At 38.0% G+C, this 21,843-nt stretch carries 17 protein-coding genes; 16 read left to right on the forward strand and 1 reads right to left on the reverse strand.

The genetic code is table 11. The annotated features are described in order from the left end of the window. The first annotated feature begins 17 nt into the window (after nt 1–17). A complete protein-coding gene (locus tag BUA72_RS02635) occupies nt 18–521 on the forward strand; it encodes a hypothetical protein (RefSeq protein ID WP_072921708.1) in 504 nt (167 codons plus the stop codon). Nucleotides 522–527: 6 nt separating this feature from the next. Next, nucleotides 528–1,073 carry a hypothetical protein gene (locus tag BUA72_RS02640; protein WP_072921709.1) on the forward strand — a complete coding sequence of 182 codons (546 nt, stop codon included), beginning with the start codon at nt 528–530 and terminating at the stop codon, nt 1,071–1,073. Between the two features lie 293 nt (nt 1,074–1,366). Here BUA72_RS02640 and aqpZ read toward each other — a convergent pair whose 3' ends face one another. After that, a complete protein-coding gene (aqpZ, locus tag BUA72_RS02645; RefSeq protein WP_034731472.1) occupies nt 1,367–2,086 on the reverse strand; it encodes an aquaporin Z in 720 nt (239 codons plus the stop codon). Between the two features lie 219 nt (nt 2,087–2,305). Here aqpZ and BUA72_RS02650 point away from each other — a divergent pair, with 219 nt between their 5' ends. The 14 genes from BUA72_RS02650 (at nt 2,306) to BUA72_RS02715 (ending at nt 21,843) form a co-directional block, all read left to right on the forward strand. Continuing rightward, nucleotides 2,306–2,926 carry a DUF5715 family protein gene (locus BUA72_RS02650; RefSeq protein WP_034731444.1) on the forward strand — a complete coding sequence of 207 codons (621 nt, stop codon included), beginning with the start codon at nt 2,306–2,308 and terminating at the stop codon, nt 2,924–2,926. A gap of 273 nt (nt 2,927–3,199) precedes the next feature. Continuing rightward, nucleotides 3,200–3,937 (forward strand): hypothetical protein, encoded by a 738-nt coding sequence (locus BUA72_RS02655; protein ID WP_072921710.1) that lies wholly within the window; start codon nt 3,200–3,202, stop codon nt 3,935–3,937. A gap of 19 nt (nt 3,938–3,956) precedes the next feature. Further along, nucleotides 3,957–4,580 (forward strand): hypothetical protein, encoded by a 624-nt coding sequence (locus tag BUA72_RS02660; RefSeq protein ID WP_047450248.1) that lies wholly within the window; start codon nt 3,957–3,959, stop codon nt 4,578–4,580. 200 nt (nt 4,581–4,780) lie between these two features. Then, the gene (locus tag BUA72_RS02665) at nt 4,781–5,359 is read left to right on the forward strand and encodes a sensor histidine kinase (protein ID WP_228407830.1); all 579 of its coding nucleotides are present in this window, start codon (nt 4,781–4,783) and stop codon (nt 5,357–5,359) included. Next, the gene (locus BUA72_RS02670; protein ID WP_072921712.1) at nt 5,328–6,005 is read left to right on the forward strand and encodes a response regulator transcription factor; all 678 of its coding nucleotides are present in this window, start codon (nt 5,328–5,330) and stop codon (nt 6,003–6,005) included. The genes BUA72_RS02665 and BUA72_RS02670 overlap by 32 nt, the downstream gene beginning before the upstream one ends. A 159-nt stretch (nt 6,006–6,164) precedes the next feature. Beyond that, a complete protein-coding gene (locus BUA72_RS02675; RefSeq protein WP_072921713.1) occupies nt 6,165–7,505 on the forward strand; it encodes a T6SS phospholipase effector Tle1-like catalytic domain-containing protein in 1,341 nt (446 codons plus the stop codon). A gap of 187 nt (nt 7,506–7,692) precedes the next feature. Further along, nucleotides 7,693–9,618, forward strand: a complete 1,926-nt coding sequence (locus tag BUA72_RS02680; RefSeq protein WP_072921714.1) for an ABC-F family ATP-binding cassette domain-containing protein — start codon at nt 7,693–7,695, stop codon at nt 9,616–9,618. A 311-nt stretch (nt 9,619–9,929) separates the two neighbouring features. Continuing rightward, nucleotides 9,930–10,286, forward strand: coding sequence for a hypothetical protein (locus BUA72_RS02685; protein ID WP_034731487.1), 357 nt, complete (start codon nt 9,930–9,932; stop codon nt 10,284–10,286). 585 nt (nt 10,287–10,871) lie between these two features. Continuing rightward, nucleotides 10,872–13,265, forward strand: a complete 2,394-nt coding sequence (locus BUA72_RS02690) for a TonB-dependent receptor (protein WP_072921715.1) — start codon at nt 10,872–10,874, stop codon at nt 13,263–13,265. 18 nt (nt 13,266–13,283) lie between these two features. Then, the gene (locus BUA72_RS02695; protein WP_072921716.1) at nt 13,284–13,871 is read left to right on the forward strand and encodes a hypothetical protein; all 588 of its coding nucleotides are present in this window, start codon (nt 13,284–13,286) and stop codon (nt 13,869–13,871) included. A 144-nt stretch (nt 13,872–14,015) separates the two neighbouring features. Next, complete coding sequence (locus BUA72_RS02700; protein WP_047450227.1) at nt 14,016–15,350, forward strand: trigger factor; 1,335 nt, start codon at nt 14,016–14,018, stop codon at nt 15,348–15,350. Nucleotides 15,351–15,757: 407 nt separating this feature from the next. Continuing rightward, nucleotides 15,758–16,444 (forward strand): hypothetical protein, encoded by a 687-nt coding sequence (locus BUA72_RS02705; protein WP_072921717.1) that lies wholly within the window; start codon nt 15,758–15,760, stop codon nt 16,442–16,444. A gap of 152 nt (nt 16,445–16,596) precedes the next feature. Beyond that, nucleotides 16,597–19,452, forward strand: a complete 2,856-nt coding sequence (locus BUA72_RS02710; protein ID WP_072921718.1) for a M16 family metallopeptidase — start codon at nt 16,597–16,599, stop codon at nt 19,450–19,452. Between the two features lie 174 nt (nt 19,453–19,626). Further along, a complete protein-coding gene (locus tag BUA72_RS02715) occupies nt 19,627–21,843 on the forward strand; it encodes a cysteine peptidase family C39 domain-containing protein (protein ID WP_072921719.1) in 2,217 nt (738 codons plus the stop codon).

Below are 21,843 nucleotides of genomic sequence, written 5' to 3' on the forward strand. Positions count from 1 at the left end.
AATAAAAACTTCTTATCATGGATCTTATAAAAAATGGATTTATATTTTTACTGCTGATCGGATTATCCGGCTTGGTGTCTGCTCAAAAGAAAGCAGAAAAGGATATCTGGTCCGGAACTTATATGGTCAATGAAAAGAAGAGCGACGGAGGTTTAACAACGACTGGTACGCTGGTGATTGCCAGAATAAAGGATGCTGATGCTAAGGAAGTTGCAGATAAAGAAAAATCCGATCTGGTTCGCTGGTCTATGACTTCAAAAAGAGATGGCGGCAAGGATAAAATCACGGTTAAGCGTTTTTTATTTGACCTGGCCAATGACGAGGATGCATATAAAGAGTTTGGCTTGACAGATATGCATAAGCAAGGAAGAATCAATTGTATTGATGGTGGACATTTTTTTATCTGTCAGACACCGCCAGATACTACCGTTGCATTCGGAAAAGATGAAACTTATTTTACCAAAACAGGTTTTTTTGGAATATGGCTGCATTATGGTGTTGTTGAACTGCAAAAAAAGTAATATATCGTGCTGAAAATAGAAGAATTGGTTCATGCCTATATCCATTCCCACTGCGATTTCGAAAAAGAAATTGTACTGACGAATTATTTCCAGGCAGACTGGGAAGCGGATATGCTGTTCATAGATGCGGATGGTTTCAGTCATGAAATAGAGATCAAGCTTTCTAAAAGTGACTTTAAAAACGATTTCAAAAAATCATACCTCAATAAAGAAACAGGAGAGAAGTTTCTGAAACACGATAAGATTTCCTGTGGAGATTATATCTGTAATGCTTTCAGTTTCCTGCTCCCAATGGGAATGGTTGAGCATAGCATAATTCCGGAACACTGTGGCATTATCGAGTTCTACCATAATGCCGATACCTGGGAAACGGAATTCTACCTTATACGCAGCCCAAAAAGAGTACACGAAGATCCTTACTGGAAACTGAGTGACAAAGATCTTTTTATCCGGAAAATGGCCCTGAACTTACTGCAGCGTAAAATGGAAATCAAAGGAAAACAGGAAGAACTTATTTTCAAAAATCCTTTTGAGATTAAGAAGGTGAAGTAGATTTCAGACATCAGACTATTTTTAATAAGTCAATGGTCAATTTTGCTTCGCAAGTGAATGGTGAATCAAGATTTTTGAGCTGAGACTTTTTGTAGTAAATTTTAATTTAGGGATGCGGGTTACGAGATTCGAACTAGTTACTGACAACTGACAACTGACAACTAGCAACTAGCGCTCCACTCTTACACTCTCAAACCCTCAAACTCTCCGACCCTCAAACCCGCACCTCGCACCCATAAAAATAGGCCGCCAAAAAATTGACAGCCCATATTTTTTATAATGATTGGTATTAATTAATCAGCAACCACTTCCGTTGAATCTCTCTGAAGTAAGAACTTGTAGATCAATCCTCCTACGATTCCTCCCGCAATAGGAGCAACCCAGAACAGCCAAAGCTGTGACATCGCAAGCCCACCGGTGAATACCGCCTGTGAAAGCGATCTTGCCGGGTTTACCGAAGTATTGGTAATCGGAATAGAGATAAGGTGAATCAATGTTAAAGCAAGACCGATAGCGATACCTGCAAACTTTCCGTTAGCCCATTTGTCTGTAGCTCCCATGATTACGATCAGGAAGAAGGCTGTCAGTAAAAATTCGGCAAGGAATGCGGCTCCCATGCTGAACGCTTTTCCGTTGTAAACTGCTTCGCCATAAAAATTGGTGGCAAAAGCTCCCGGTTTAGAAAAATCTACTGCTCCGGAACCGTTAAGGATAACGTAAAGACATCCTGCGGCTACCAATGCTCCAAGACACTGCGCTACCACATAAGGAATAAGGTCTTTTGCCGAGAATCTGCCTCCAGCTAAAAGTCCGAAAGATACTGCCGGATTGAAATGTCCGCCAGAAATATGCCCGACAGCATAAGCCATCGTAAGAACGGTAAGACCAAACGCTAGAGCTACGCCCAGCAGGCCAATTCCGATATCGGGAACTCCGGCAGCAAAAACTGCACTTCCGCAGCCACCGAAAACAAGCCAAAATGTGCCGAAAAATTCAGCGAAAAGTTTTTTTATCATGTTGTTTATTATTTAAATGTATCTCAAATGTAAAATTTAAATTTTAAAATAGAAAGTTAAAGTGAAAAAATATTTTAACTTTTTTTAACTGAAAATTCAAGATTTAATAATTTGGTTTAATGTTTGTTGGGAATTTTTCCGGGATGACATTATGTGGGGGTTGAATGATAGAGCATAAATGTTTATCTTTCGTTTAGTAATTTAAAAGCATGGTTAATGAGAAAGTATTTTTGTGTGGCTTTTTTGCCTTTTATGTATAGCTTTTATTATTCGCAGGGAACAAAAAAAGCAGTTCCCTGTTATGATCTTTCAACGGTACTGAAAGTGGAACCAACGGCACTCTACAAGTCGCATCTGGATGCCTCAAAAAGTTTCGGAGTAAAATTGCTCACAGATTCCAAAACGGTACAGAAGTATATTAACAGCGGGAAATTTCATAAAATAAAAAAAAGCGGAAAAGGCTACCGTGTTCAGAAACTTGATTACAGCCGTGCTTATATGGTTTCCAAAGCTAAAGCTACGCTCGAAAAGATGGCGTCCAGATTCAGCAAAGAAACCAAAGGACATACTTTCACTGTCTCATCCATGACCAGAACGCTTGAAGACCAGTGCAGACTGAGACGGGTAAATTCCAACGCTTCAATGGGAATAAGCTCCCACAATTACGGAAACTCTTTTGATATTTCTTACATTCGGTTCAATGACGTTCTGAAATACAATCCGAAAATGGAAGCAGCATTGGAGAAAGTTTTAAAGTACTATGTAGCTGCAGGAAGAATTTATTACATTAAAGAGAGACAGCAGAGCTGTTATCATATTACGGTGAGAAATTACTAATTTTCTTTTGTCTGCCTTCTGAAGGTTTCCAATTTTTGTAATATCTTGAAATATAATGAACAGTTTTCATAAAAGATTGTCGGGTTATTGATAGCTGTATCGGCTTGTCTGTGCGGTATCGAGAATCATATATCACAAACAGCATGATGTTGTTTTGTTAATTTTAAGCGTTTAAAATTAAATTTGTTTTACGAATAATAAATTTATGATACGATTATTTGTGCGGTAGGTTTAGTTTATATAATTTTATGCGACTAAATAAACCATGAAATTATGAACGAGAACGATTACAAACTGGCGATCGCCGAATGGGACAGGCACCGGTCAGATTATTTTCTGATCACTCAGCTGATTCAAACCAATTATGTTTTTGATCTGTCTAAAGAGCAGCTCGATAAAATTAAAGAAAAGAATAAGTACGTAGATGCATGTGCGCAGGTAGGTGTATTCAACGGCGAAATGGTTCTGATCTTCGTCCCTCTGGATGAAAAAGGATTTATTGACAGAAGCGTTGTTGAATATCAGTACACTACGCTGAAACCGCTTAAACATGATCTGAGACTGCAGGAAACAAAACAATTCACCGTTGTGAAAAATGCGGTTCTTTCCAGTAACCTTACCAAAATTGATGATAATACCAACACAACCCTTCCTGTAACCAATCAACCAATTCTTGATCAGGATATCGCTGTAGAAGCTATTGAACGTTGGAGAAATGAAGGAATGGAATGGTTCTTCCGTGAGTGTACAGAATTTGGAGGACAGAGAATTTTTAAAAGATTTTATATTCCTATTGCAGATTTGTCTCATCCGTATCCGGAAGTTGCTGGGATTAAATGTTCATTTGGGCTTAGACAGAATGATATTTACCAGAGAATGCTGGTAACCGTAATTTTCATTTCGTTCCATGAGCTTCTTCAGGAAGGAGAAAGCGAAGAAACTATTTCAAATACCTACGATTGGGCGAAACCATGTCCGCCTGTCTGCCGTATTCCAGAACTTGGATCTTAAATACGTAGTATAGATAGGAATGACAGATTTTTTTAAAGCAATTCTATTCCTAAACTATGGTCTGCTTCTGTCCATCATACTTTTGGGAGCAGCAAAATACCGTATACTGAATACTAAAGAGAAGCAATATTTTCACTGTATTGCTTTTCTTTTTTTTATTGAACTGCTGAACCTCGTTCTGCCTTATGTGTTCAATCTTAACGATACCTCATTTCTGTATCCTCTGTACATAGCCGGAGAGTTTTTCCTGGTGACAGCCCTGTTTATCAGAAAACTGGATCTTCCCAAATATTTTCTGGGGATTACAGCATTGCTGGCCACAGGATTTATGGTGTCGAAATATGTATTCAATTACCCTTTCAACAGTGATATTGTCAAGGTGATTTCCAATATTATGATCATCTGCCTTTCCGGGTTTGCCCTGATCCGCGAGATCAAAGATGCGTCTACACAGAACCGTTTTCTTCTCGTAGATGCGTGTATTTTTTTCTACTATTCCGTGTCGGTCTTTATTTTTATTATTCAGCACCAGCTCGCGAATCTGTCAGAAAATGACTATTATATTATTTTAAGTGTGAATAATATTCTGTCAAGCATTTTATACTGTTCATTTTTATATACCTTCATCAAATTAAAGAAGTAACCTTAAATATTAGCCTGCTGATCCTTATAATTGTTACCATAACAGTTATCGTATCCTTTATTCTCATAGCGTACCGATCTTTTATCAGCCGGATCATTAAAGAGAAAAATGTTCAGCATGAGGCTGAAGTTCTTCACCAGAAAAAACTTGTCCTGGAAAACATCAAAGCACAGGAAGAAGAGAGAAAAAGAATAGCCGTCATGATTCATGATGATATCGGAAACCGTCTCAATATCCTTTCCCTGTGGATGAATAACCTTGATACCAAAGGTGATGAGGTGATCAAAAAAAATATTTACAACCAGATGTCATCCCTTATTGATGCAGCGCGCAGTATTTCCCATTCATTATATCCTGTCAATCTTGAATCGGTGGGATTTGTTCTGTATGTGGAAGAACTGATTGCTAACCTTTCGCACAAGATCAATATCTCTATGCAGGTAATGCCCGGATATGAGAAAAAAGATATCTTTGTGGAAGTACAGCTGTACAGGATTATCCAGGAATTTACGACCAATGTGATTAAACATTCCACAGCGACGGATCTCTGGATTTATATCAAAGATTATCCTCAAAATATGGCAGTGATTATCTCTGATAACGGACAGGGGTTTGATTATGATCTCGTGAAAAAAGGAATGGGAATCAAAAACATCGAATCCAGAATAAAATCCATGAATGCCGTCCATAAATGGAAAAGTACTTTAAATAAAGGAACCCGTTTAATCATTATAATTCCAAAAAACAATGAACTCCCAAATCAAAATAGCCTTAATTGATGACGAACAGCTGATCCTGGAAGGGGTGAAAATGCTGCTTTCGAATGAAAAGAATATTTCCGTCTGCCTTACGTCCAGTAACGGCCCTGACTTCATTGAGAAACTGGGAAGCCTTTCCGAAGACGATTTTCCGCATATCGCATTGGTAGACGTACAGATGCAGCCTATGAACGGCTTTGAGCTGGTAGAAGTTCTTAAAGAAAAATATCCTGAACTAAGAATCATTATCCTTTCTTCCCACTACAAAACTTCCATTTTGGGGTATATGGTTAAGTTGGGCGTTTCAGCTTTTCTTCCTAAAAATTCAGACAGAAAAACATTTATCGATGCCATTACGATGGTATATAAAAACGGAGTATTCTTTACGGCCGAAGATCATCAGATGTTATTTACCTACATGAACAGCTCTGCCAAGAAGAAATCGCTTTTTGAAATGGAAGACGAATTATCTGAACGGGAAAAAGATGTGGTCAAACTGATCTGTCAGGAATACACCAATAACGAGATCGGAGAGAAGCTTTTCATCAGCCCCCGGACCGTGGAAAGTCACCGCCAGCGGATCCTGGAAAAGATTGGAGCCAAGAACACAGTAGGGATTGTCATCTACGCCGTGGTCAACAATATATATTCTCTAGATAAAATCTGATTCCGTAGAAATACGGAATTTTTTATTTGGTATTTTTCACGCTAGTATTGCTTTTCCTTCTTCCGTTAATTTGAAAAATAAGTTTTTACGGAATTCAGAGCAGAATCAGATCATGAAGATGTCTGGGAAAACTTTTAACAATTAAAGCAAAACACAGCGATGGAAAAAGATACAATAATATCTGTCGGAATTTTTTTTGACGGAACAGGAAACAACGGGATCAATACGGAAGCCATCATAGTACCTTCAGCCAATAATGAAAGTTATAAAGAGGCCCCCACCAATGTTTATAAATTATTCAATTTATTCAACGGAAACGATAAAATATATGTCGAAGGAATAGGAACAATTACAGGAGGTGAAGACAGTAATTTCGCCATGGCTACATGTGCCAATCCACCGGATGCACAGGGCTATTCTTCCGATGATAAACTGCAGAAAGCAGATACTTTTGTGCAGAATCTTGTGATTGATAAAAATATAGAGTATCAGTTTTACGTCTATGGATTCAGCAGAGGAAGCATGCTGGCAAGAGAATTCTGCAACCAGCTTGTCGCGAAATATCCATCAGTAAATGTTACCATAAAGTTTCTGGGCGTTTTTGATACGGTTGAATCCAAACCTTTCAATACCTATGATATGGGTCTGCCGCAGGAAGTGGAAAATGCTCTGCATATTTGTGCGGTCAATGAATGCAGATTCTTTTTCCCGCTTACCGGATTTTTTGAGAACTCTAAAAATATGCAGGATACCAAAACCGAAACAGCCGGTTCCGTCTGGAAAGAAGTTTTTGTTCCGGGAGCCCATGCTGATGTAGGCGGAGGCTACTTGCCGGCAGCACATTCTGTGTATATTTCTACTGATTTCATTAATGTGAATGATCTTAATGACTATGTTTCAGATGTAAGGAATGCGAAAACCGATGCTGAAGGAAATAAAATCTGGGATGCACTGCTTTCGGATTTTAAAATTGAGAAAGGAGTGGTCCTTTCGCAGGCTTATATTTCAAGAGAGCTTGTGCTGAACACGCTTCCGTTCGTATATGGACGCATCATGCTGGAGGAAACCAATAATGCCGTGTCCGGAATATTTAATACGGATCTTAGCCAATCAGGTCTTGAAATTACAGATGATACCTTCCTTTCGGATTTTTATAAAGCCCTTTCAACCTATGTTGAAAGCCTCACACCGGATCTGAAACCGAAGTATGATTATTCAGCTTTGGCAGCCTATACTCATATTTCAGCGAATTACGGGATGTACAGAGACCCGTCGGACAATAAAACCGTGGAGGAAATTGAAGCCGAGCTGATCAATAACGGTCTGAATGTACCCAGCAGTACATCCGTAGACCGTGGCATTCATACCAGACTTCTTACCGAGCTGCATCTTCCCGAAGACAGCTTTGTGGCAGATTTTCTGTATGGAACCAATGTTCCCAATAATGATATCTGGAGCCGTACGATCGAAATGAGATCCGTAACGGCAGATCAGAATTAGATAAATACGTTAGTACTTTTCAGTTTTAAATTTAGGTTACGAAGGGATGTCTGGCAGGGCATCCCTTTTATGGTCCCAAATAACGGTGCTCCGGGGCAGTCCGTTTTTATTTCTGGGCTATTCATTTCTTTTTCCGTACTTTTGCACCCGAAAATTCATTATTCATCACTAATTTTTATTTTACACAATGCTTTCGGTTCAAGGTTTAGGATTACATCATTCAGGAAACTATCTGTTTCAAAATACAAATTTCACCATTAAAAAGGATGATAAAGTAGGTCTCGTAGGGAAAAATGGAGCAGGGAAATCTACTTTATTGAAAATGCTTTCCGGGGAAATTAATTTCTATGAAGGAAGTGTAGTCCGCGAAGGAGGTGCTACCATCGGTTTTCTGAAGCAGGATCTGGATTTCGTAAAAGGAAGAACGGTCTGGGCAGAAACCATGCAGGCTTTTGAGCAGATCAATGCGTGGAAAAACGAACTGGAAGAGGTGAATCACCAGATGACTGTGAGAACAGACTACGAAAGTGATGCCTACACAGATCTGATCAATAAAATGACAGAACTGAATGACCTTCTGATGAACCATGACGCTTACAATCTTGAAGGCGATATGGAGAAAGTATTGTTCGGTTTAGGTTTTAAAGCTGATGATTTCCAAAAAATCACCGATGAATTTTCAGGAGGGTGGAGAATGAGAATTGAACTGGCAAAACTGCTGCTTCAGAAAAATGACATCATGCTTCTCGATGAGCCTACCAACCACCTGGATATGGAATCCATTATCTGGCTGGAAAACTTCCTTAAAGATTATCCCGGTGCCATTGTTCTGGTAAGTCACGATAAACAGTTTATGACGGCTGTCTGCAACAGAACCTTTGACATTAACAATAAAAAAGTTGACGACTACAAAGCCAACTATTCCAAATATCTCGTAATGCGTGAAGAGCGCCGTGAGAAACTGATCGGTGCAAAAAAGAACCAGGATGCAGAGATCAAGCAGATGGAGGACAATATCAATAAGTTCCGTGCGAGTGCTACCAAAGCATCTTTCGCACAGTCATTGATGAAAAAGCTGGATAAAATCGAGCGTATTGAAGTGGATAATGAAGACGTTTCAAAATTCAACATCCGTTTCGTACAGTCTATGGTTCCCGGAAAAGTTATTTTTGAAGCGGAGAATTTAGGAAAAGCATACGGAAAGAAACAAATTTTTGATAATGTAGATTTTATTGTTCAGAGAGGAGACAGAATTGCTCTTCTAGGACAGAATGGACAGGGTAAAACCACTTTAGCGAAAATTCTTGCAGGAGATATTAAAGATCATACAGGAACCTGGAATTTAGGACACAACGTAAACATCGGATACTTCGCCCAAAATCAGGAAGAAGTACTGACACCGAATAAAACCGTTTTAGAAGAAGCTGAAGATGCAGCAACCGAAGAAACGAGACCAAGGGTAAGAGACTTATTAGGATCTTTCCTTTTCCAGGGTGAGGCTGTTTCCAAAAAGACAAAAGTACTTTCCGGAGGAGAAAGAAACCGTCTGGCACTTTGTAAACTGTTGCTTCGTCCATTCAACACACTGATCATGGATGAGCCTACCAACCACCTTGACATTCAGTCTAAGGAAATTATCAAACTGGCTCTACAGAATTTTGAAGGAACATTGATCGTGATTTCTCACGACAGAGAATTCCTGGATGGACTTTGTGATAAAATCTACGAATTCCGTGACGGAAGAATGAAGGAATTCCTTGGAAGTGTGGGAGAATACCTTGAATACAGACAAAAGGAAACCCTTAGAGAAATCTCCGCGGAAAAAGCAAAACTTCACAGCGAAGACAAAATTGAGCCAAAACCGGTTCCAAAAGAAGTGAAAGTTGAAGAAAAATCATCAACTATCGTAAGCAAGGAGCAAAAAAATATTCAGAATAAACTAAAGAAAGTAGAAGAAAGAATTTCCGAGCTTGAAACAGAAATTGAAAAATATGAAGCTTCATTCACCAAAGAAAATCCTTCTGAAGAAACTTTAGAAAAATACAATAAAACAAAAGAAGAACTGGAAGTTGCCCTTCAGGAATGGGAGCATTTGGGTTCTCAGTTGAGCTAGGGTGTTATAGTGTTTTAGAGTGGGAACGTTTTAGGGTTTGAGAGTGGATGAGTAGTTGGTTGCTGGTTGACAGTTGCTGGTTCGAACCCCGTAACCCGCATCCCGAAACACGTATCCCGAACTTGTTAATGCTAAAGTTCGGAGGTAAAAAGTCTCATGTCTCTCATCTCGTGTCTAAAATCTGATGTCTGAAATCTGGCATCTTGATTCTTGATTCTCTTCCCTGTAACAAACTATCACTTTCACCGACATATCGAATAGTTTTTATACAGTGTTTAATAAAACTTAAATTATTTTCATACTTTTGAAGCATGATTTTTAAGGAAAGCAGAAATCTGAAGAATTTTATTTCCAAACTTTTGTTTGGGATCTACTTCATTGCGCTGTTTTCCCAAAGTTTTCACCACCACGATGCTGTCGATTATTTTAAAAGTTTCCACTTTAAAAAGACAGAAAATACAATTGCTAAATCTTCAGCTAAAGAAAAGCCGGGCGACTGTCTGGCGTGTCACTTCTTAGCGACAGGAAATACATTGGTTCCGGACGAGTACAGTTTTACATTCGATCATTTTTCGCATGAAGTAAAACAGGTTATTGCCGTTCAGGAAAAAATATGGTCTCAGACCAAATTTACTTTTCAACTTCGGGGGCCTCCCGCAGTTTCATAAATCATAGATTTTTATGGGCTTTAATTGATTTTAAAGTTCAGTACTTTGGGTTTAAAGCTAATGGCTGATAGATGAGAATTTCGGGATGCGAGATTCGGGGATTCTGGATACGGGTTTTGAGTTCGGTGTTTAAGGCTGGGAGATGGAAGAGGGAAGACAGAAATCTCTGCGGTTCTTAAATGGAATATTATTTCTTGTGAATGGGTTCGATTCGGGTTTTTCGGGATTCGGAATGCGGGTTTTGAGTTCGGTATTTAAGACTTGAGATGGAAGAGGGAAGACAGAAGTCTCTGCAGATCTTAAGTAGGAATATCATTTCTCGTAAACGGATTCGGGATTATCGAGTTAGACGATTTGAGATTATATGAGTGTAGAGTTGAATTGTTGATTCAAATCTCACCGAAACTTTATTACGGCAAAAGTCTCATGTCTCTAATCTCACGTCTGAAATCTGAAATCTCATCACTTACCATCTCAGTCATTCCTACATTTTACATTGTACTTTTTACAATTAAAATAAACCCTTTTAACAAATTTTTTACGAAAAAAATGTACCTGAAACGGTACGCAATCAATCTATAGACAATGAAATTGATATATAGTCTGATGTTGGTCTTTTGCGGACTGGCATTGATAAGTGCACAAAAGACTTACTCGGTGGAAGGAACCGTTCACGATTTTCACGATAAAACCATGCTGGAAAATGCAGTGGTGAACATCGGCGGATTCACTGCGAAAACAGATAATAAGGGTAAGTTTACGTTTAATAAAATTCCTGCGGGGAAATATATACTCATTGCCAAACATCCTGATTGTAATGATTATACTGAAAATATAGCAGTTACTCAGGATGTACACTTGGTCATTACCCTGGAGCACCATATTAAAGATATTGAAACGGTTACGGTTCACGGCAGCCATAAGAACAATGGAAGTATGGTTGTGAAAACCATTGACAAATCCATGATTTCAAGGAATGTTAGTGAAAACCTGGGGAATCTATTAACAAATATTTCAGGTGTTAATGTTCTCAAAACGGGTAATAATATTACCAAACCTATTATTCATGGGCTTTATGGTAGTAGAGTTTCTATTCTTAATGATGGGGTAAAACTGGCCGAACAGGAGTGGGGTGTAGAACATGCACCTAATGTTGATGTCAATAATTTTGAACATATTGATGTCATAAAAGGAGCATCTGCCCTGAAATATGGAGGTGGAGCTGTAGGTGGAGTGGTTGTTTTGCAGCCTCAGATCCTGCCTAAGAAAGATACGATAATGGGAAGTGTATCTCTTTCCGGAATTTCAAACGGAAGAGGCGCTGATCTTAATGTAAAGCTCTCAAAAACCTGGGATAATGGCTGGGCTGTTAAAACCAATGGAAGTTTTAAAAAATTGGGTGATCTTGAAGCTCCGGATTATGGCTTGATGAATACAGGTCTTGAGAGCTCCGGATTTAATTTTGGAGTTCAGAAGATGACATTTGAGAAAGGTATTTCTTTTGATTATTATCTGACGAAGAGTACGATAGGAATTCTCAGAAGTTCTCATGTAGGGAACTCTGAAGACCTGCGTAATGCACTTACGGCACCTGAACCTATTTATCAAAGGGATTTTAGTTATGATATTGATAATCCAAAACAGGAAATCGAGCATCATATTGCTAAAGTTTCTGCTTACAAAAGGTTTGAAAATTTTGGAAAAATTACAGCGACTTATAGTTTCCAGTACAATCATAGAAAAGAATATGATATTAGACGTACCGATGAACTTAGTAAAAAACCGGCATTGGATCTTGAACTGATAACCAATGATCTGAGTGTTAATCATCTGATAGAAAGAGCGAAATGGAATCTTGAAACAGGAATTAATGCAGGATATCAAAACAACTATTCCAATACCCAGACCGAGGCAAGACGTCTTGTTCCAAATTATGACAGATATTATGCAGGAATTTATTCTGTATTTAAATATAAGATGACACCCCATTTGGATCTTGAGCTGGGAGGCAGATATGATTATGACCGTTATGAAGTAACAAAGTGGTATGATCTGAGTGACTGGAATAAAATGTATGCAGCGGATTATTCAGATTTTGTAGTAAGAACCAACCAAAACAGAATTCTGACAAACCCATCTTTAAGCTATAATAATATTTCGGTAAACGGAGGAATTGTCTATCATCCATCAGAATATTTTGATCTGAAATTTAATTATGCCAGAGTTTCAAGATCTCCCAATGTTGCAGAGCTTTTTGCAGACGGACTTCACCATTCTGCAGCTATTATTGAAAGAGGGGATATGAGAATGAAAAGTGAAACAGGAAACCAGTTTAACTTAGTTGCTGATGTAAAAGCAAATGTTTTAAAAGGATTGAATATTTCAGTAAACCCATACTTCTTTTATACACAGAATTTCATCAATCAGATTCCTACAGGATACCAGAATACCCAATGGGGAGGGGCTTTTGTAGTCTATAATTATCAGCAGATCAATGCGAAAATGTATGGAGTGGATCTTGATGTTCAGCTTAATATTACAGATAATCTTACTTATAAAGGAAGCGGATCATATGTTTACGGGCAGGATACAACGCATGATGTACCGCTTATTCTGATGATGCCCCCTAATTTTAATAATTCATTGGAATTCAACAAGAAAGAATGGAAGAACTTTTATGTTACGGTAAGTAACAATACTTATTTGAAACAAACAAGATTTCCGATTTATAATGTTCCCATCCGATTATTTGATTCAGATGGAAATGCTTATAATGAAGAAGTGGATATTTCTACCCCTCCAAACGGATATTCGCTATGGAACCTTCAGACAGGGGTGAATTTGTCTAAAAATTTCGGAATTGACTTTTCAGTCCGGAATGTATTTAATACGTCTTACAGAGATTATCTGAACAGGCTTCGTTTCTTTTCCAGCGAGATGGGAAGAAACTTTATTTTAACTCTTAAATATCAATTTTAATTACTTAAAATCAAAAAAATGAAAAATACTTTTAAAAATACTACACTTATTCTTGGACTTTTATTCCTAACAGTTTCTTTCAGTTTAACTTCATGTAACAGAAGCGATGATGAAGCGGATGACCTTCCTCAGGAAGAACTGTCAGATGTTCTGTTAAGAGTAACAGATGAGGCTACGGGAGTTCCTGCAGTGTATGATTATCAGGTGAATAGTACGACTAACCCGAATGTTAAACTAATCAACGGTCATACCTATAATGTGGAAGTAATTTTCAAAAATGGGAATGAAGATGCTACTCAGGAAATTAAAGATGCTAAAGATGAACACTTTCTGGTGTATAACTTTCCAAATTCTGATATTACTTTAACACGTACAGATGATGCAAGCTCAACAAGAGGAGACGGAAACCGTGTTGGACTGAAAACAAAATGGGTAGTAAATGCTGCTATAAAAAATCCTTCTGCAACCAGCCAGTTGGTTCTTACATTATTCCACGAGCCGGTAACCGTTTCTGAAGCTTCTGCAGTAAGTGGAAACGGAGTCATTTATGGAACTCATACAGGAGGTGAAACAGACGCACAGGCAAATTATAATATTATTAATTAATATATCCTTTAATCTTGTAAACAAAAAACCACTGATATATTCAGTGGTTTTTTATTTATAGACATTTGAGGACTAAGAATTGATTAGAAGTAGGTTATTCTCATAAAATTTTCATATTTTTGCAACCTAAAATTTTAATCAATAATGAAGGTTACCGCACAAAACCATGATGACGTAAGTGCATTACTTACAGTGACATTGGAAAAATCTGACTACAAAGAAAAAGTAGAAAAGCAGTTGATTAATTATGCTAAAAATGCGCAAGTTCCTGGTTTCAGAAAAGGGAAAGTGCCTTTGAGTATGGTTAAAAAACAATATGAAGCAGGTATTGCATTCGAAGAAATCAACAAACAGGTTTCTGACGCATTGAACAACTACGTTAACGAAAACAAGTTAAGATTAGTTGGACAGCCTGTTCCTCAGCCAGTAAACCAATTGGACTACAACGCTGAACAAATTGAAGTTGGTTTCGAGGTAGGATATGAGCCTGAATTCACTATAGATTTAGCTAAATATGAAGCTCCTCATTATAAAGTAGAGGCTTCTGACAAAGAAATCACGAAGAGCATTGAGAACATGCAGAGACGTTTTGCGGAGCAGGTTCCTCAGGATAAAATCGGTAAAGATTCTTATATCGCTTTAGAGATTTCTCAGGTTGTAGAAGAAGATGCTGAAGGAGAGCACCACCACCACCCAAAGAATGCTACCATTACAGCTGAAAACAAAGAAGCTTTCAAATTGGTAAAAGCTTTGAAAATGGACGGTTCTGTAAAAGTATCTAAAGAAACTCTTGCATCTGACGAAGAATTAGCTAAAGAATTAGGATTCACTAAAGAAGAAGTTGAGCACTTACACCATGCTGAAGTAGAAGTTAAAGTAAAAGATTTCTATGCATTGAACTTGGCTGAACTGAACCAGGATCTATTCGACAAAGTATACGGAGAAGGAACGATCACCTCTGAAGAAGAGCTTAAAGACAAAGTAAAATCTGAATTGGATGAGTACTTCCAGCAAAATGCTGACGTTCACTATGTGAATAAAGTATTGGAGCAGGTTACTGAAAAAGAAGAAGTGAAACTTCCTGAAAATTTCTTAGTAAAATGGTTAATATTCTCTAACCAGAATATCCAGTCTGAGGCGCAAGCTAAAGAAATTCTTGAATCAGAAAAAAGCCAGTTAAGATACCAGATCATTGAAGGTAAATTAATGACGGATAATGAGATCAAATTAGACTATGCTGATGTATTGGCACAGGCTGAGCAGTTGGTGAAAAACCAATTGGCGATCTACGGAATTCACCACTTAGGTGACGAAGAAATCCAGAAATACGCTGTTGAGATGTTGAAAGACCAGGAGCAGGTAAGACAAATTTCTTCTGAAGTAGCTATGGCTAAACTGAAAGATGTAATCCTTGAAAAAGGAGGAAAAAAAGAAACTAAAATCTCTCACGACGAGTTTTTAGAAGAACTTAAGAAATAATTTATTTCGATATAAATATTTGAAAACCTCTGGGAAACCGGAGGTTTTTTTATGTCTGGTTTAAAAGAGTTTTTACTTGCGTAACCTGAATGCAGGATAAGAGCTTTTTGCTTTAATGAGGGTAAGAAAGTTGGAGGCTATCCGGATTTGAGTGGTTCTGTTAGCCATGTCAAGGTTCAAAACCTTGACATGGTTACTCAAAGGTACAAAAGGAAATTCTACCTTTCAGTAAAATCCCGATTTTCACCCCCTGTTACTCTCTTCCACATCATCTTTTCACAGGCCCATTATCTTAAAAAACCTTAAAGTATTCTTACAGGTATTATAATGTATCGGGGATAAGTATTCTTTGGCTTATTTGTTGTGATCATAATTCCTATATTTACACTTTAAAACTTATTATACATATGAAAAAGATCATCATTCCGTTTTTCTGTGCCGTATTGTTTTCAGTGCCGGCAGCAGCTCAGCAGACCAGCGCAGCTCCCGCAAAGACGGAAGTCGTGAAATCTAAACTGACACCCAAAGAAGTTATAGACAATTATTTCAAAGCTTTAGGAGGTAAGGCCAAACTGGAAGCCGTAAAATCTACGGTTATTGATAACAGTCTTAGTGTTCAGGGGATGGATATCACCATGAGCACCACGAAAATGGGCAATAAATTCAAGTCTGTTCAAACTGCCATGGGACAAACCGTAAGTCAGGTTTTTGACGGTGAAAAAGGATATATAGAAAGAGGAGGACAGAAAACAGATTTCCCTGCCGAGAATATTGCTGAACTGAAAAAAGGAACAACGGTTGAGGCTTTAGGCTTTAACGCTGCTAACTTTCAGACCGCTACAGTAGAAAAACTAGACGCTAAAGATTATAACGTATTATCTTCGGATAAAGGAAAATTTTACTTTGACGCTGCTACAGGACTTTTATATAAGTCTACGGTAGGACAGGGAAATGTTATCGTAAAGAATTATACTACAGTAGAAGGATTAAAATTCCCTTCTGAAGTAGATATTGATGGGAATGGCCAGAAAGTGACCATTAAAACGACTAAAGTTGTTTTAAATGCTCCTGTTTCTGATGCAGACTTTAAATAAAAACAATCATTTTATAAGATAAAAGCCGGATATTTTCCGGCTTTTTTGTGGTCTGAATAACTTTAACTCAACTTTAACTATAATGTGAATTTTAACATTTCTTCACGTGGTGAATAATTGATATTTTTAGGACGAAAATAAATTCAAATTATATGAAGAAAGTTTTATCATCATTTGCGGTCATCTTCCTGATGTCTTCAAATGTTTTCGGACAGAATATCCCTGTGGATTCTTCCGTGAGAATCGGTACCCTTTCCAATGGAATGAAGTACTACATCAAAAAAAACACATTACCTGAAAAGAAAGTAGATTTCCGTCTGGCGATCAATGCCGGATCTATTCTTGAAGATGAAAACCAAAGAGGTTTGGCTCACTTTATGGAGCACATGAACTTCAACGGAACCAAGAATTTCCCGGACAACAAACTTGTCGATTTTCTACAGTCTATCGGGGTGAAATTCGGGCAGCACCTGAATGCTTACACCAGCTTTGACGAAACCGTTTACATGCTTCCCGTTCCATTAGATAAACCCGGAAACCTGGATGCTGGGCTAAAAGTAATGGAAGACTGGGCTTTTAACGCCACGCTTTCTGATGCTCAAATCAACAAAGAAAGAGGCGTTGTTCTGGAAGAACTAAGATTGGGTCTTGGGGCAGATAAAAGAATGGCCGATAAATATCTTCCTAAATTATTATACAAATCACAATACGCAGACAGACTTCCGATCGGAAAAAAAGATGTTTTGGAAAACTTCAAGCCGGATGTGATCAGAAAATTCCACCAGGACTGGTACAGACCGGATCTGATGGCGATTGTAGTGGTAGGAGACATCAACGTAGATGAAGTTGAAAAGAAAATCAAAGATAATTTCAGCAAATATAAAAATCCATCCAAGCCAAGAGAAAGAAAAGTATTTGACCTGCCGAATCATAAAGAAACATTAGTAGCGATAGAAACTGATCCTGATGCTACCAATTCTATGGTACAGTTCATTATGAAAGATGCTGATGCTTACAAGCCGGACGTAACGGTTGAACAGTACAACCAGACTATCATCGAAGGTCTTTCTACGACGATGCTAAACAACAGACTGAAAGAACTGATCAATTCAAATAATCCACCTTTTACATTCGGATCTGTATATCATGGAGGAACTTATGCCAGAAGCAAAGAAGCTTTTCAGGGATTTGCCATGGTAAAAGAAGGAAATCAGCTGAACGCTTTGAAAGTTCTTTTGGAAGAAGTGGAAAGAGCAAAGAGATTCGGATTTACACAAACTGAGCTTGACAGAGCAAAATCGCAGATGTTATCAAATCTTGAAAGATCTTATAACAACCGTGACAAAACGGAAAGTGATATGCTGGTAGACGAATATGTAAGAAACTTCCTGGAGCAGGAACCAATGCCGGGAATCGCCTGGGAATATGATGATACGAAAGCTTTCCTTCCTAAAGTTACTTTGGCACAAACCAATGATGTAATCAAGAAAATGGTGAAGGATGACAGCAGAGTTATCGTGATCACCGGACCTAAAAAGGATAACGTTACAATGCCTACAGAAGCAATGGTTCTCAATACCTTTGAATCAGTAAAAATGGCGGATCTTAAGCCTTACGAGGAGAAAGCAGCCATCAAAAACCTGATAAAGCCTTTCAAATCTGAAGGAAAAATTGCTAAAACGGAAACCGATGCGAAATTAGGAACAACAACCTGGACATTGAGCAACGGAGCTAAAGTGACTTTCAAAAAGACAGATTTCAAAGATGACGAAATTGTATTTTCAGCAAGAAGTTTAGGAGGAAACTCTTTGATCTCTGATGCTGATTTTATCAAAACTCAGTTCGCTTTCGGAGCATTATCCGAAGCAGGAGTGGGCGGATTGTCAAAAGCGGATCTTACGAACTATCTTGCAGGTAAGCAGGTGAGCGTAAATCCAATGATAGGACCTTACTTTGAAGGAATTTCAGGAAGAACTTCCCAGAAAGATTTAGGAACTGCTATGGAGCTTACGTATGCTTATTTTACGGGATTAAATTACAATCCTGCTGCATTCAATGCTTACAAAGAAAAACAGTCTGCTATGCTGGATAACCTTCTGTCTAATCCTCAGGCTTATTTCTCCAATGAGCATGCGAAATTCATGAACCAGAAGAACCCGAGATTCATCGGATTATTCCCAATGGAGAAAGACTGGGCGAATACAGACTATAAAAAAGCATACGATATCTATAAAGAGAAATTTGGCAATGCCGGAAACTTCCAGTTCTATTTTGTTGGAAATATAGATGAAGCTACGTTCAAAGAGCAGGTGCTTCAGTATATCGGAAGCCTTCCATCAGCCGGTAAAACAGCAACGTTCAAAGATACAGGGTACAGACAGCTAACCGGAGATCATTCGAAAGTGTACAAAAAAGGAAAAGATCCTAAGAGTATGGTAACGATTTCTTACAGTGGAGAAACACCTTACAACGAGAAAGAAGCTTTGGCTCTTGCAGCACTTGGAGAAGTAGCGACCATCAAAGTGATCGAAAAACTAAGAGAAGATGAAAGCGGAATCTACGGTGGCGGAGCAAGAGGAAGCATGAATAAAATTCCTTATAGTGCCTACAATTTCAGCATCAGTTTCCCTTGCGGACCTGAAAATGCAGACAAATTAACGAAAAGTGCCATTACTGAACTTCAGAAACTGATCGACAAAGGTCCGGAACAAAAAGACCTTGACAAGTACAAAGAAGGGGAATACAACGACAATAAAACAGAACTTAAGGATAATATGTTCTGGCTGAGTTCTCTTGCTAAAAACCAGTTGGATGGCAGCGATAAATACGACATCCTGAACTATCAGGAAAAAGTAAAAGCGCTTACCGTAAAAGACCTTCAGGATGTTGCGAAGAAATACCTTGCCAAAGGAAAAATCACAGCAACACTGATGCCGGAAGACGGATGGGAAAATACTAAAAAAGCTGATGCCAAACCTGCAGTGGTAGGCGCATCAGTCACTAAATAATATTTTTCAGAATAATTGATAAAAGAAAAACCGCAGATCAGTCTGCGGTTTTTTTTGTTGTGTATTTTAAGTTTTTTTTATTCTAATGAGATACGTCAAGTTCTGTCGCATCCAAGGGATAGCTTTGTCTCAGAAACGTTTCGAGAAAGATTATTAATTCCTTAAACACAATTTATGAAAAATTTAATAAACGGTCTTGATGAATTTGATGAAGAAAGCCAAGCCCTGCTGAATGCTTTTACTACCGATAAGACTATTAATTTTCAGAACCGGCCAGTTACTGCCCTGCAAGGTATAATGACAGATCAAGGCTCTGAAGATTACCGCAGTCCTTTCCATGATTACAGCGGAACTCCTTTGGGCGAATCTTATCTTACAGATGATCCTGTTTCTTGTTTTGCTTCAACGGGAGCGAATGAAGCGGGAAAAAAAGGGTATGAATATTATGCACAGGTTCTTCCTTGTGAAACAGGTTCTCAGGTTTATGGAAGCTATCAGGCTAATGAAAGAAAAAATCAGGCCCTATTTTTGTTTTACGAGAAACCGAATTCCAAAAAATCAAACTTTTCGGGTGACTTCTGTATTGCTAAAATGGGAGATTATTTTGTAGATCTATTCAAAAGATTTCCCGAGCCATTATCTTCTAAAATAAACGGTCAGTTTTTCAGCGATATTACTTCTATGGAAGATGAAGCTGCTTATCTTACACAATTGGCTTATACTTTTGAAAAAGATAAGATTAATGCTGCTCTTGTTCATCAGGCGTTAATGAGAGAATATCAGTTTTATACGGGAGACAAAAGGTTTCAAGAGATCATTGGAAATATTTCTTCTATTCCGGCTGATGCTATCGGATGGTGTGCAGAACAGCTGGAAAATTTAAAACCGGCAGAAAAAAATTATAATCCTGAATCTAAAGATTATGCACCATTAATTCTTCTTATCGGAGGTATTCCGGTTCCCGTTAATATCAATAAGGCTGCGCAGTTCTTTGAGGGGCTGGGAGATAATCCTTTTGTTCAGGGTGCTGAGTCTGCTTTTTCAAAAGTGTGGTTAATGGTTGAGCAGGCAGCCGGTAAGATTGCGAATGCTTCCATAGACCACCTTCCGGATGCTTTTAAAAAGATGATTAATAAAATTTCCGGTGTCATTACTGATATTAAATCTTTTCTCATCAATGTAAAAGAGGATCTTGATGAACTTGCAAAGCTTGGGATAGAAATCCTTAAGCTGGTCAATGCCTTCTATTGCGGTATTCATAGTGGTCTGGTCAGTCTTATACAGTGTCTGCTTTATATTTTAGAGTTTCTTTTACAGCCTACAACCACTTTTTCGTACCAGCAATATCTGGAAAGAAGAGATCTGATGGAAAAAGCAGAAGATGTACTGGATTGGGTGACAGAAAATGTTCCTAAATTCTTACAGGGAGTTAAAGACCTTTTCAGCTCAAATGGAAGCTTTTCGCTCTCTGATATGGAAGGAATGCTGGATAAGATGAAGGAATATTTTGGAGATGTTTCCCGTTACACTGTAGCTTTCTTTATTGGTATTATTGCTTTTGAAGTTTTAATTAATATTCTGCTTCTCATCTTTACAGGAGGCACGGCCAATATTGTAAAAGGAGAAACTTATCTGGCAAAAATAACGAGTATGTTAAGAGTTTTGGGCAGAGAGACTTTTTCTGTTGTGACTTTAGGAATTCCGGACCTGCTGGCTTTTCTTTCAAGATTTATTGTTAGATTTGGAAAAGCTTGCGCCAAGGGATTCAAAGGTTTTTTCAGGTTTATAGAAGAACTGATGCAGGGGGCGAAGAATGGCGCTAAAGCTGAGGATCTGGCCGATGAAGTTCATGATCTGGAAGAAGTAATCATCAGAGGAAGAAAGCTTCAAAGAGGCGGCGGCGATCCAACTAAATCTTTTGCTGAAAATGCAGGGATCAGAATTGAACGATGGATAAGTGAAAATAAGGTCTTTGGACAATCTATGGATTACACTTGTGTTTCAACTTCTTTAAGAATGGTTTTAGATGATAAGGGAATTATTAAGAGTGAAAAATATCTTGCCAGTGCTTTAAACACGACAACAGATGGAGCAAGAATTCAAGATATTCCTGAGGCATTATATAACAGTTATTTAGATGAAATAGTTGTTACAGCAGAAAACAGAATAACTTTCCCTAAATTATTGGAAAAACTAGAAGATGGAGATAAAGCAATTGTAAGTGTATGGACGGATAAATTTAAAGGCCATGCTGTAGTACTTGAAAAGGTGGAGGCTGAAAAAGTATTTTTAAGAGATCCTTTACCTATGAATCAAGGAACCTCTTATTCTATGAAGATAGAAGATTTTAAAAATATATTTAATAAAAAAGCAGTAATTATTAAAAAATAA

Origin of the sequence: Chryseobacterium sp. OV279, from assembly GCF_900128945.1 — a bacterium.
Classification (GTDB): Bacteria; Bacteroidota; Bacteroidia; order Flavobacteriales; family Weeksellaceae; genus Chryseobacterium.

Bases quoted from the DNA above. Each gene is read 5' to 3' on its own strand.
- BUA72_RS02635 (WP_072921708.1), top strand. From the start codon at position 18: ATGGATCTTATAAAAAATGGATTTATATTTTTACTGCTGATCGGATTA.
- BUA72_RS02650 (WP_034731444.1), top strand. From the start codon at position 2,306: ATGAGAAAGTATTTTTGTGTGGCTTTTTTGCCTTTTATGTATAGCTTT.
- BUA72_RS02655 (WP_072921710.1), top strand. From the start codon at position 3,200: ATGAACGAGAACGATTACAAACTGGCGATCGCCGAATGGGACAGGCAC.
- BUA72_RS02660 (WP_047450248.1), top strand. From the start codon at position 3,957: ATGACAGATTTTTTTAAAGCAATTCTATTCCTAAACTATGGTCTGCTT.
- BUA72_RS02665 (WP_228407830.1), top strand. From the start codon at position 4,781: ATGATTCATGATGATATCGGAAACCGTCTCAATATCCTTTCCCTGTGG.
- BUA72_RS02670 (WP_072921712.1), top strand. From the start codon at position 5,328: ATGAACTCCCAAATCAAAATAGCCTTAATTGATGACGAACAGCTGATC.
- BUA72_RS02675 (WP_072921713.1), top strand. From the start codon at position 6,165: ATGGAAAAAGATACAATAATATCTGTCGGAATTTTTTTTGACGGAACA.
- BUA72_RS02680 (WP_072921714.1), top strand. From the start codon at position 7,693: ATGCTTTCGGTTCAAGGTTTAGGATTACATCATTCAGGAAACTATCTG.
- BUA72_RS02685 (WP_034731487.1), top strand. From the start codon at position 9,930: ATGATTTTTAAGGAAAGCAGAAATCTGAAGAATTTTATTTCCAAACTT.
- BUA72_RS02690 (WP_072921715.1), top strand. From the start codon at position 10,872: ATGAAATTGATATATAGTCTGATGTTGGTCTTTTGCGGACTGGCATTG.
- BUA72_RS02695 (WP_072921716.1), top strand. From the start codon at position 13,284: ATGAAAAATACTTTTAAAAATACTACACTTATTCTTGGACTTTTATTC.
- BUA72_RS02700 (WP_047450227.1), top strand. From the start codon at position 14,016: ATGAAGGTTACCGCACAAAACCATGATGACGTAAGTGCATTACTTACA.
- BUA72_RS02705 (WP_072921717.1), top strand. From the start codon at position 15,758: ATGAAAAAGATCATCATTCCGTTTTTCTGTGCCGTATTGTTTTCAGTG.
- BUA72_RS02710 (WP_072921718.1), top strand. From the start codon at position 16,597: ATGAAGAAAGTTTTATCATCATTTGCGGTCATCTTCCTGATGTCTTCA.
- BUA72_RS02715 (WP_072921719.1), top strand. From the start codon at position 19,627: ATGAAAAATTTAATAAACGGTCTTGATGAATTTGATGAAGAAAGCCAA.